This window comes from Wolbachia endosymbiont (group B) of Xanthorhoe designata (genome assembly GCF_964028585.1).
Classification (GTDB): Bacteria; Pseudomonadota; Alphaproteobacteria; order Rickettsiales; family Anaplasmataceae; genus Wolbachia.
In genome coordinates, this window is sequence record NZ_OZ034794.1 from 679,262 (window position 1) to 691,551 (window position 12,290).

Genomic DNA, 12,290 nt, shown 5'->3' on the forward strand with positions numbered 1-12,290 from the left:
TTCGCTGTGTATTTTTGTTTTGAAAAATGTGTATAAATCATAATGTTAATGTTGAGTCTTTATTTAAGCTAGTTGATCAAGGGAATAAAAAAGAGAAAGAAAAAATTAAAGAGTTTATACAGTACTTTTATAATTTTGTTTATAATAGTGACCTAAAAGTCAACGATAAATTTCTTTTATACATTGCAGAAGATGCATACAACTTCATTCTTAAAAAAGAAAAAGAAGAAAGTAAATTGGCAGTAAGTAATGTAAATGATATTTCAGGAATAGAAGGCAATTTCACTATAATTAAAATCACAAATTATGACATGCCCTTTTTAGTGGATTCTGTCATTTCCACTATTAAGTCACGCGGTTTAACTATATGCTATTATAGTAACAGCATAATTAATGTTCAAAGAAAAAATAGCCTAATAGATAAAATTCATCTTTTGGAAGAAAGTAATGGAATCAAAGAGTCAGTAATATATGTAATTATTAAAGGCATAAGTGGTAGCTTTGTTGATACACTAGAAGAATCTCTACGAAAGACGCTAAAAGCAGTTAACTGCGTTGTAAAGGACTGGCAATTGATGCTCAAGAAGCTTCTTGAGCATCCGGCATTGGATGCTGGAGGCAGAGATTTTCTAGCTTGGTTGAAAAATAACAATTTTGTATTTTTAGGTTATCAAGAATACATTACAAATAAAGAAGGAAAGCTTGCTATAAGTGGTAAGGAGAGCCTCGGGTTAATGAGAGCAAGTGAAGAGTACCAAAATTCATCAATTTCTTCTGAAAGCTTGAATTCTTTATACATACTAAGATCAGACCTAATCTCAATAGTTCATCGGCGTACCTATATGAATTGTATAGGAGTGAAAGAATTTAATGATCAGGGTGATGTAATAAGGGAACAGCATTTTTTTGGGCTATTTACTTCTATAGCAGAAGTGCAAGATATTCGAACTATTCCGGTAATAAAGGATAAGGTTACAACAATAGAAAAAAAGGCAGGATTTGTTCCTGGTGGCCATAACAATAAAGCTTTAATTTCCATTTTACAGGCATTTTCTTGTGACGAATTATTCCAATCAAATGAAGACGAGTTATTTGAAACTTGCACCTCGATCATGTCTCTTGCGATTAGACCAAGAGTCAAGTTATTTTTGAGAAAGCTAGGGAACTTTATTAGTTGCATAGTACTGATACCGATGCGTTATGCTAGCGCTAGGCTAATGTTCAAGATACGTGATATATTGAGGGATGAAACAAGTGCAGGAAGTTCAGATATTTATAACAATCACATTATCAATGAATATGATCTGATGAAATTACATGTAGTACTAAAGGCCAAAAATGCTAGCGTTCTTGATGATGAGGTTTTGCATATCGAAAACAAATTAAGAAACATTACGGAAAAGTGGGAAGATCGTTTTATAGACAATTTATATAATACTTTTAGCACTGTTGAGGATGTATTCATCCGCTATTCTCATGCATTTCCGGTAAGCTATCAAGAGAATTTTGAACCTCATGATACATATTACGACATGAAAAAATTGGAGATAGTAAGGAAGAAAGGAGTAAGTGAGGTTGATTTGAGACTTACTTGTGACAATCTTAACTATCAGTTAAAAGTTTACACTCCAAGCAATGGTGGTCTTGAATTATCAAAGATATTAAAAATTACTAAGAATTTAGGAGCAAAAATTCTATCTCATAATGGTTATTATATAGAAATCAATGGTGGAATATGGATACACCACTTTGTGTTATCAAGAGTCGATGAGTTAATAAGTGACATTACTCTGAAAGAGCAATTTGAAATAACGCTTGCAAAAGTGTTCAACAAGGAAATTAAAAATGACTATTTCAACAGTTTGATCATTATTGCTGGGCTCAAATGGAAGGAAGTGCTTCTTATTAGGGTGTTAAGTGCCTATCTAAAGCAGACGTTATTTAACTATAACCCAGAATATATCCAAAAAGTGGTCTCAGAGTACCCAAAAATAGTGAAATATCTGATACAGCTATTTCGTGCAAGATTCAATCCTAATATAGATATTGATAGAGCAGAAACTACTAACATTTTCCAGGAAAAAATTGAAGAATTACTAAAAGAGATCAGTAACGTTTCACATGATTACGTTTTGCGTTCGATATTTAACTTGATAATGGCAATTTTGAGAACCAGTTATTATCAAGATGATAAGCCATACTTATCTATCAAATTTGATTCAAGTAAAATAAATGGTTTACCTGACCCGCGCCCATACCGTGAATTGTATGTTTATTCAAACCTTTTTGAGGGAATACATCTAAGAGGAGGGAGGTTAGCTCGTGGTGGTTTGAGATGGTCGGATAGAACGGAAGATTTTCGCACTGAAGTTTTGGGACTCATGAAAGCCCAGATGACAAAAAATGCGGTCATTGTACCTGTTGGCGCAAAGGGTGGGTTTGTAATAAAGCAAGTTTATAAAGACAAAAACATTTTAAGGGAGAAAGGTGTTGAATGCTATAAGAATTTCATCAGAGGAATGCTTGATATTACTGATAATGTAGTTGATGGCAAAATAACTCCACCAGAAAATGTGATTAGGTATGACGAAGATGATCCATATTTGGTAGTTGCAGCAGATAAAGGCACTGCTTCATTTTCTGATTATGCAAACGAAATATCCTCTGAATGTAACTTTTGGCTCGAAGATGCATTTGCATCTGGTGGATCAGCAGGTTATGACCACAAAAAGATGGGTATTACAGCCAGAGGTGCATGGATTGCAGCGCAGAGGCATTTTTGGAAAATGAATAAGGATATTTACCAGGATGCAACTGTTATTGGAATTGGGGATATGGCTGGCGACTTATTTGGAAATGGTATGCTGCTTTCAAAAAATATACATTTAATCGGCGCATTTAACCATATGCATATTTTTATTGACCCAAACCCTGATGCAGAAAAGAGTTTCACAGAGCGTAAACGCCTCTTTGAGTTACCATTTTCAACTTGGATGGATTATAACAAAGATTTGATTTCTAAGGGTGGAGGAGTATTTGAGCGTAGCAGCAAGCAAGTAAACATTTCTCAAGAAATGAAAAAATGCTTTGATATAACAGAAGATATACTGCCTCCAAGTGATTTGATTAGATATCTACTCAAAGCAGAAGTGGACTTCATATGGAATGGAGGAATTGGCACCTTTGTTAAGGCAAAGAGTGAAAATCATAGCATGGTCGGTGACAAAGCAAACGATGAGCTGAGAGTAAATGGTAAAGATATTAGAGCTTCTATGTTTATAGAGGGTGGCAACCTTGGTTGCACGCAGCTTGGAAGGGTAGAATACGCTAAAATAGGTGGGTATATCAATGCAGATTTTATTGATAATTCAGCAGGAGTAATATGTTCTGATCTTGAAGTTAACATCAAGATTGCTTTTGTTGCAATTATGAAAGAAGGGGGAATTCCTTTGGAAAAAAGGAATGAAATACTGGCTAGCATGATAGATGAAGTTGCATTTAAGGTACTTGAGGACCATAACAGGGTTGAAACAAAAGCATTGCTCCTTGAGTGCTTACAAGCTAAAGAAAGGTTGGAGCAACACCATAAATTATTACTCAGTTTAGAGAAATCTGGGTTATTAAACCGAGATGTAGAATGCTTGCCAGCTGAAGAAGAAGTAGCGAGAATGTTAACTGGCACAGAAGGTTTCAGTTCTCCTCAACTTTCTGTTCTGATGTCTTATGCAAGAACAGCAATAAAGAATGAAATTATATACTCTGAGCTACCTGAAAAAGATTTCTTGTGCCGTGATTACTTACTAAATTACTTTCCACAAAGGATGGTAACAGAGTTCAAGGATTCCATATTGAAACACCAACTTTCTAGGGAAATTATTTCTACTTGCATTGCAAATGATGTGGTAAATAGGATGGGCTGTATATTTATTAATAATTTGGTTGAGAGTACTGGAATTAAAGTACATGAAGCAGTTAACATATATATCGTTGTTAATCACCTATATAATTTAAATAGCCTGTGGCAGGAAATTGATAAACTGGATGGAAAGATTGATGTTAATTCGTACTTGCAGGTAGTGAGAAGTGTGCAAAAATTTATTGGTAGAGTATCATTTTGGTTAGTAAAAAATCTTGGTGAGCTTAATCTTGTAGAACTAGATGATGTTATAAAATTTAGGGATGCGATTGAGACTTTAGGCCATGAGATTTTAGATGAGCGCCTATTAAAGATCTATAATCATGGATTAACTTCTTTGATAGAGTTTAATATAGATAAAGATTTAGCAAAAAGGGTTGCTGATCTACGTATTCTTATTTATGCGCTGGACGTTATATCTATTGCTGAACAGACATCTTTATCCATCTTTGAAGCTGGTAAAATATACTTTGAATTAAAGTCGCTGCTAAGGCTTGATATGATTAGAACAGTTGCTGTCAAGATGAAAAGCCATTCTTCCTATTGGGATCGCAGCTTAATTAATGACTTATTAGATGATTTAAGCAATTATCATTATAAGTTAGCTGTTAAAGTTATAAAAGCTACTGATAATCATGTAGATAAGGTTCAAACTTGGGTTCTTAATGATAAGGATGATATAGAACGTTACAATAGTTTTTTAGATGAGATGGTTGCTTCTAAACTTGATTTAAGTAAATTAATACTCATAATCAGGAGAGTTAAAGTACTTGCTTCATAGGAAAAATGTTTAATATAGGTCTTTCAGAAATTTTAGTTGTAGCTTTAGTGAGTATAATTGTTCTTGATAAAAGTAAAGTACCTGTATTTCTTAATCTTATTAAAAATATATATAGGTATTTCTGGGTTGTAAAATCAAGAGTTAGGAAATTGTTGAAGGATACCGGAATTAAAGAATTATATGAAGAGCATAACGTTGAAAAAGTCAATTACATAATTGGTGAAGATGGCAAGCTTTATCCTACTTACAATGTAGATAGTAAAAAAAATGACAGCAAAAATCCTAGTAGTAGATGATATACCATCTAATGTTAAGCTTTTGGAGGCTCAGCTAAAAGCAGAGTACTATACAGTTATTGTAGCTTATGATGGCGAGGAGGCGATAGATTTAGTAGCGGAACAGCAGCCAGATATTATCTTACTTGATGTCATGATGCCAAAAATGAGTGGTTTTGAGGTTTGTAAGAAGCTAAAGAATGATCCCTTAACGACTTATATTCCAATAATTATGGTAACTGCGCTGCATGACACTCATGATAGAGTGGAAGGAATTAATGCTGGTGCGGATGATTTTCTAACTAAGCCGATAGATGAAACTGCTTTATCTGCAAGAATTAAGTCTCTTGTGCGCTTAAAGATGATAATAGATGAGTTGTGCTTGAGAGGAGAAACTAATGCTGAGATTGGTGGAGTAGCAGAAAGCAGTATTATGGATTATTCTAATCAGATTTGTGATGCTAACATACTTGTTGTAGATGAGGACACCTTTCAAGCAGAGCAGATACACAATGTTCTAAAGCAACGCTTCAGATCAATTAAAATACTGCACGATCCAAAAGAAGCATTAAAGGTTGGTATTAAGGATAATTACGACCTGATTATTTCTGACATGCAGTTTTCAAAAACTGACGGCCTACGGTTGTGCTCTAAGTTTCGTAGTAAAGTAGAAACACGTTATACACCAATTCTGATCCTTTCTGAAGATTATGATAAAAGCAATTTAGTAAAGGCACTTGATGTAGGTGCTAATGATTATTTAACAGTACCTTTAGATGAGAGTGAATTAATAGCTAGGGTTAATTTGCAAGTGAAACGCAAAAGGTATCAAGATGCCTTGAGAATGAATTTATTTAATAATATGGAAATGTCTATAAAGGATCCATTAACTAACTGTTATAATAGAAGATATTTTGATGCACACTTAAGAAATATTGTTAAGGATTCTGTGGAAAAAGATAGAAGTTTATCTCTTATGATACTTGATATAGATTATTTTAAGATGGTGAATGATAACTTTGGGCATAATGCTGGAGATGAACTTTTAAAGGAAATACAGAAAAGAATTTCTGAAAATATCAGAGTGACAGATTTATTAGCTAGGTTTGGTGGTGAGGAATTTGTTGTTGTAATGCCAGATACCAATGTATCAGATGCGTATACTATCGCAGAGAGAATAAGGAAAATTATTGCCAAAGAACCTTTTATACTTGTGGGTAAAAATACAACCCATAATGTAACTGTGAGCATTGGAATTTCAGCAATGCAAAGATCTGACCTCGATGATGTTAAAAAATTTATAGTACGTGCTGACAAATATTTATATAAAGCAAAAAACAGTGGTAGAAATAGAGTGGTTACTGGTTGAAGTTCTTTCAAATAAGTAGTAACTAAGATTCAAATGATAGCATAAAATTTCTCAACTCCGGAAATTTTGCATTTAACTGCAGAAATAGATATTTATTTAAAAAATACCCTGTAATTTTTAACCCTAGTCTGAATTCTTGATATGAGTAGCTATTTTGTAGGTTGTGATTGTATACATCATGCAACATCTGTGGAAAAGGTAGTAATTTATCTGCATAACAGTCACCTACTTTTTTTGACACTGCTCTACCAGTTTTTGGAGAAATAAATTGTAGATTTTCTTTCACACCTGTTACAGCACATTTTGATAGGTCTAACTTAAATCCAAGTTGCGTAAGAAGCAGAAGCTCTAAGTTAAGGTAATGACTTTGCCAAAACTGGCTATTATGTTTTATTACATCGATGAAGTGTCTAAAATTATCATACAACTTGATGCAGGATTCACTTTCTGGAAGCACTTTTTCTAATATAGACGAGAAAGAAACAATAGCAATGCTTTTTAACCTATCTTGAAAGAAATGATGAAATGGAGATTCAATCAATTCGCACTTTAAAAAACCTAGATTTTCAGGTAGCTTAGCACTCCATTCTGCATGTAATAGATTACTTATTTGAAACTTATAATTGCTATTGTTTGTTAACCTAGTTAATCCTCTGCACTTTCCATGATTTTTTGTAAATAGAGAAAGAATTAAATTTTTATCACCGTATTTTTTAACAGCTATAATAACACCTTCATCTTTCCATCTCATTTAGAGTATATTGACCATATGATATTATAGAGATAATAAAATTAGTGTAGCAAATTTGAGTTTAAGTCAACTGAAATATATTGACTTTATGTGCAATATTAGCTTTAAACCAGTAAAACAAGCTGCTTAACATATGCGCCCTCTCTATTTTAATTATATTCTTCTTTTGTCTCTATGTTGTTTTTTGCTTTTTTCAATGAAAGCCCAAACGGATGATTCGTCAGTTATTCCTATACCACAAAGAAAAAAAGAATTAGTTGAGTTAGTACAACCGAGGCAAATTATTGAAATACAGGAAATTGATGAGGGTATTCCAATTCCCAAAAGAAAAAAGGGTGTAGAAAGAAAACTAAGAGAAGACATCAAAGAGGTGAAAAATGAAATAAGAGATAAGAAAAATATTGAGAACAAAGATGATGAATTGGCTGTAACAGAAATTATTAATTCTATAAGGGATAAACTGACAGAGTGTTGGAGCATTCCTGAGGGCATAGTTTATAAAGAAAATTTTAGTATAAAAATTAACTTATTATTATCCAGTAAAGGCGAGATCGTTGTAGCCAACGTAGCAGATAGTAGTTCTTATCAAAATAATCCTCTTTTTAGATCAGCAGCAGATAATGCAATGCGTGCAGTGTATAAATGTAGCCCGTTAATTGGCTTACCTGCTGAGCATCATCACATTTGGCGCGAAGTCACGTTAGATTTTATTCTAAATAGGTGAATTTACGTTACCTAAATTAGTTACTTGTGATAAAAAATAGATCAGCAAATTTTCAATCAACAACAGCTAAAGACCTTTCTGCAACGTTGATTTCTCTTATATCTGTAACTTCGTCATTCTGATTAAACGAAATTTGCAGAGACTTACTACTGTACTTCCTTTTTCCCAAGAAGTTAGCTTGTTTAATTTTATATGAGACATAGTACCAAACATTTTCGTCGAATTTTGATACTAATGTTGGCGATCCTAAAGTATGAACCACTTTTTCTCTATCATCACCTACTTTTATTTTGCTCCACAGTTCAACATTAATGCCAGGAACTCCGTGATTATGGATAGTGTGCATGCAGCCTACTGAAAACAGTAAAACAGAAAATATTAATACTCGCATTTTGTCAATTAATTATTTGAAATCATAATACACTGATAAACTATCTGTCGTCAAATTTCAAAAAAGTTAAATTGACTGATTCTCAATATCATTTAATATAATATTTACTTCAAAATAATTAGGTACCTTATGTCATTGCTAGAAGCAGATCCAATATACAAGCCTTTTAATTATCCTTGGGCATATGATGCATGGTTGCAGCAACAAAGGATACACTGGATACCTGAAGAAGTCCCGCTTGCTGATGATGTGAAAGATTGGAAAACTAAACTTTCGAATGTAGAGAAAAATTTATTGACCCAGATTTTTAGGTTTTTTACTCAAGCAGATATTGAAGTAAATAACTGCTATATGAGGCATTATTCAAATATATTTAAGCCAACAGAAATATGTATGATGCTTGCAAGCTTTTCCAATATGGAGACTATACACATTGCAGCTTATTCATACCTTCTAGATACGATTGGCATGCCAGAAAGTGAATATCAAGCATTCTTAAAATATGATGCTATGAGAAAGAAGTATGAATACATGTTAGAATTTGAGGAAAGTAAAAAGCACGATAAAAAACATGTTGCTAAAACTTTAGCAGTATTTGGTGCCTTCACTGAAGGATTGCAGTTATTTGCATCATTTGCAATTTTGCTCAATTTTCAACGGTTTGGAAAAATGAAAGGTATGGGGCAAATAATTGCTTGGTCAGCACGTGACGAAACCTTGCACACCAATTCAATTATCAATTTGTTCAATACATTTATTAAAGAGAATAATGAAATTTGGAATGACGAGTTCAAAGAAGAATTATATTCTTCATGTCGCACTATTGTTGATCTTGAAGATGAATTTATAAGTCTTGCTTTTGATTTAGGAGATGTTGAAGGGCTATCTGCAGAGGAAGTGCGCAATTATATACGTTACATAGCAAACAGAAGGTTAACGCAATTAGGTCTTAAATCTATATATAATGTTAAAGATAACCCTATTCCGTGGCTTGATGAAATACTAAATGGCGTGGAACATACAAATTTCTTTGAAAATAGAGTAACAGAGTATAGCCGTGCAGCGACTCAAGGCACTTGGGAGGAAGCTTTTGCTAAAAACGATACAAAAAGTGAATAGCAGTAACTTCGGTTCTGTCGCATTTGTAGGGAAGTAGAAAGAAGAATGATATAATTGTCTAAAAATAAAGCAAAGATGTTTCGTATCAATCAAAAATTATTGCCATATTTCAAAGGATTTAGCTTTTCAGCGATGTTATCTGTATACATGAAATGTCGATTCTCTTTGAGCTATCGAGATTTGGAAGAAATTATGAGTATAAGGGGAGCAAAAATTGACCATGCTACGTTACAAAGTGGTTTATCACCACTGATAGATTAGGCAGTAAGGAAAAGAAAGAAGCAGGTTGGTAGTAATTGGAGAGACCTACATTAAATTAAACGGTAAATGGGTTTATTTATATAGAGCACTATTGGTAATACTGTAGACTTCCTCTTGTGTGTTAGTAGAGACAAGTCTGCAGCACTTGCATTCTTTCGTAAAGCCTTCAGGAGTAACTATCTTCCTGAGAAAATTGTCATTGATAAAAGCGGCAGTATTACTGCCGCTCTTGATGATTTGAATGCAGAAATTTGAGCAATGTATAACTTCAAGGCGCAACACTGCTGATACACCATTTTTGGTGATTGGGCAGAGAATCAGTGTTTACGACATCTTTGGTTATTTGGATAAAAAGTCAGAGAGGCAGTTTGAAAAGATCATCATTCCAGCAGTGCTAGAAGATGGCACCAGTATTGATGAAAACAGACTGCCGATGGAGGAGCTAAGAATTAAGGAAAAAGCAGAGCCTTATGTCTATCAATCGCAATATATGCAGGATCCTCCAGAGCCTAAATGGCAAATATTTAATGAAAAATATTTTCAAAAGATTGATTTTGCTTATGAGAAGATTGGTGAAAAAGATCTGGTGGCGTTCATCGATCTCAACAGTGGTTCGCTCAAAACACTTGATAGAACAGCGGTAGGAGTGTTTCAGCCGTTCTTTACGAAAAGTGAGTTTGCACATCAGCCAAAAAGATGTGGAGTATGGGTGGATTTATTGGCAAGAAAGCTTGACCCAGCTACAGTTGAACATGATATTCATGAGTTTCTAAGTAAATACGAAGATAGGCTACATGGAGTAGTCGTGGAAGAACGTGGAATTGGCTTTAAGGTGATTGCAGATCTTAGGACACTGCTGCCAAACACACTTATTTTAGGCTCAAGAAGAACGAGGTCAAAGATGGAAGTGTTTCAGTCTTGTAGTCAGTTTGTTGAGCAAGGTCATATCTTTCTTGAGAAAGCGGAAAGAGATTTTCATTATTTAATCTTCGACGAATTTGAAAAGATTCATACTGAAACTGAGTTTACCGATGATATAGCTGATGTCCTCAGTGAGTTCATCATGTGGTTCCCCGAAAAAAACCGTCTTGGGATACCTTGTCCTGACGATATGTATAATCATAAAGTGTTAAAGAACGACGCTATCTCTGTGAGAGCAAAAGCACCTTTTTCTTGTTTAAGTGTTTGTGATACTTAGTTAAATTCTTGACTTTATTATTTAAATATATCATAATTAAAGTATATTTTTAATAGGAGTTTGATATGCTAGCACGCGAAAGTTTAGACGAAAAACAACTAGAATTATATTCTAGGTTAGAGCTTGACATGAAAATTTTAAATAATAAAATCGAGTATGAATTTGAAGATGCTTTAGACGAAGATTTATTACCTCTTTTTACGGCAATTAATGATGAAGGCTATACACTTATTGGAACTTTTGAATCAGTTGATATAACAAGATTTAGAGAAGTTTTGAATGAAGTGCAAAAGCGGGGTCTTCTTCAAGACATTGTAAAAGCAAAGATTTTATCTTCTAAAAATCAAGATGAGGTGAAATCTATTTCACTGATTGAATACATTACGGATCCTAATCGCAAATCTTCGTTAGATTTTCTACATGCAATTCAGGGAAGTTGTGGATTAGAATCATTCTGGAAAGTTATATCTGAAGATGATCGTGAAAGGATTAAAACTAAATTAAATGAAGATGAACATAAAGACGTGCTAGATGAAATCAATCGAATTGAGGAGATCAAAAGTGAGGGAGTACAAATTGATAATACGGCAGATGACAATCTATCTGAAACTAGCTTAGCTAGTGATGAAAGTACCATAAATAGTAAAAGTAATTCAGCTAATGAAAGTGAGTCAAGGAAAGATGCAGCTAATAAAGCAATTGTCGCTGGTGCTATTTGTGGTGTTATAGCTGGATTAGCAGTTGGTGGTGGGCTTTTTGCTGCTGGTGTTGCATTACCAATACTGGCTCTAATTGGCATAGCGGTAGCTGCTGCTCTAGTAACAGGACTTGTTGCTGGTGGTATTACATATGTAATATCTAGTAAGATAGAAAATCCTGACACATCAAGGTTGGAAAAAGAACAAGATTTGCAGCCAAATTAAGTAAAAGGAATAAAAGACTTCTTCCTTTTCTCCAAATTTTTTAAGGTATCTAGATACCCTTAACAGGATTTTAGATACCTTACTTACGATATATATAACCATAAACTCGCACAAAAGCACCTTTTGCTTGTTTTAGTTATTCACAGAATTGTTAATAACTAAGTTGATAACCTAGTAGAGTATATAATTTTACATTTCTGAGTACTTTGAAGATTTATAATAAATATGATCTCCAAATACTAATATATATATAATTGAAAGCAAAAGAACTGTGGATAACTCTAAAAAGTTATACTTATTTTAATATTTTAAAAAAAAAGAAACAACCATTAAGGGAGCCAAGCTAATACAATCATATAAAAGATTACATATTTGGTTATAATTTTAATATTTTTCTAACAAAAGCCAATAAGGGGGTAGTCTTGGAAAATTTTTCCTAAAAGATAAAATTTTTAAGTATTTTTAAAGTAATACTTTAAAAATATCAATTGAGCATTAATCTGGAGGTTCAACAGGCACTTTTTTATGCTGTTTGAGAAGAGCAAAAATTGCATTTTCTCTTGCTGAAAGCGTGTGTTTCTT

At 33.4% G+C, this 12,290-nt stretch carries 9 protein-coding genes and 1 pseudogene; 8 read left to right on the plus strand and 2 right to left on the minus strand.

Annotated elements, in window-relative coordinates:
• The first annotated feature begins 26 nt into the window (after window positions 1-26).
• From ABWU64_RS03240 to ABWU64_RS03250, 3 genes are read left to right on the plus strand one after another with little or no spacing between them, the layout of a single operon-like run.
• A complete protein-coding gene (locus ABWU64_RS03240; RefSeq protein WP_353279220.1) occupies window positions 27-4,697 on the plus strand; it encodes an NAD-glutamate dehydrogenase in 4,671 nt (1,556 codons plus the stop codon).
• 5 nt (window positions 4,698-4,702) lie between these two features.
• Window positions 4,703-4,993 (plus strand): hypothetical protein, encoded by a 291-nt coding sequence (locus ABWU64_RS03245; protein WP_015587715.1) that lies wholly within the window; start codon window positions 4,703-4,705, stop codon window positions 4,991-4,993.
• Window positions 4,965-6,341, plus strand: coding sequence for a PleD family two-component system response regulator (locus ABWU64_RS03250; RefSeq protein WP_341815996.1), 1,377 nt, complete (start codon window positions 4,965-4,967; stop codon window positions 6,339-6,341). The genes ABWU64_RS03245 and ABWU64_RS03250 overlap by 29 nt, the downstream gene beginning before the upstream one ends.
• A gap of 22 nt (window positions 6,342-6,363) precedes the next feature.
• Here ABWU64_RS03250 and recO read toward each other — a convergent pair whose 3' ends face one another.
• Window positions 6,364-7,092, minus strand: a complete 729-nt coding sequence (recO, locus tag ABWU64_RS03255) for a DNA repair protein RecO (protein ID WP_341815997.1) — start codon at window positions 7,090-7,092, stop codon at window positions 6,364-6,366.
• A 196-nt stretch (window positions 7,093-7,288) separates the two neighbouring features.
• Between recO and ABWU64_RS03260 the strand changes: the two genes are divergently transcribed.
• Window positions 7,289-7,816: a hypothetical protein gene (locus ABWU64_RS03260; protein WP_341815998.1), complete on the plus strand. Its 528-nt coding sequence runs from the start codon at window positions 7,289-7,291 to the stop codon at window positions 7,814-7,816.
• A gap of 52 nt (window positions 7,817-7,868) precedes the next feature.
• Here the strand turns inward: ABWU64_RS03260 and ABWU64_RS03265 are convergent, their stop codons facing one another.
• Window positions 7,869-8,207, minus strand: coding sequence for an outer membrane protein assembly factor BamE (locus tag ABWU64_RS03265; protein ID WP_015587711.1), 339 nt, complete (start codon window positions 8,205-8,207; stop codon window positions 7,869-7,871).
• Between the two features lie 129 nt (window positions 8,208-8,336).
• Here ABWU64_RS03265 and ABWU64_RS03270 point away from each other — a divergent pair, with 129 nt between their 5' ends.
• The 4 genes and pseudogenes from ABWU64_RS03270 to ABWU64_RS03285 all read left to right on the plus strand — a co-directional run bounded on the left by ABWU64_RS03270 (window position 8,337) and on the right by ABWU64_RS03285 (window position 11,708).
• Entirely contained in the window at window positions 8,337-9,326 is a 990-nt protein-coding gene (locus ABWU64_RS03270; protein ID WP_353274717.1) for a ribonucleotide-diphosphate reductase subunit beta, read from the plus strand.
• Between the two features lie 75 nt (window positions 9,327-9,401).
• Window positions 9,402-9,839: pseudogene (locus ABWU64_RS03275) on the plus strand (IS6 family transposase); the annotation flags it as partial.
• Window positions 9,829-10,785 carry a hypothetical protein gene (locus ABWU64_RS03280; RefSeq protein ID WP_353279222.1) on the plus strand — a complete coding sequence of 319 codons (957 nt, stop codon included), beginning with the start codon at window positions 9,829-9,831 and terminating at the stop codon, window positions 10,783-10,785. The pseudogene ABWU64_RS03275 and the gene ABWU64_RS03280, both read left to right, overlap by 11 nt.
• A 65-nt stretch (window positions 10,786-10,850) precedes the next feature.
• Entirely contained in the window at window positions 10,851-11,708 is an 858-nt protein-coding gene (locus tag ABWU64_RS03285; protein WP_353279223.1) for a sulfite exporter TauE/SafE family protein, read from the plus strand.
• The last annotated feature ends 582 nt before the right edge of the window (window positions 11,709-12,290 follow it).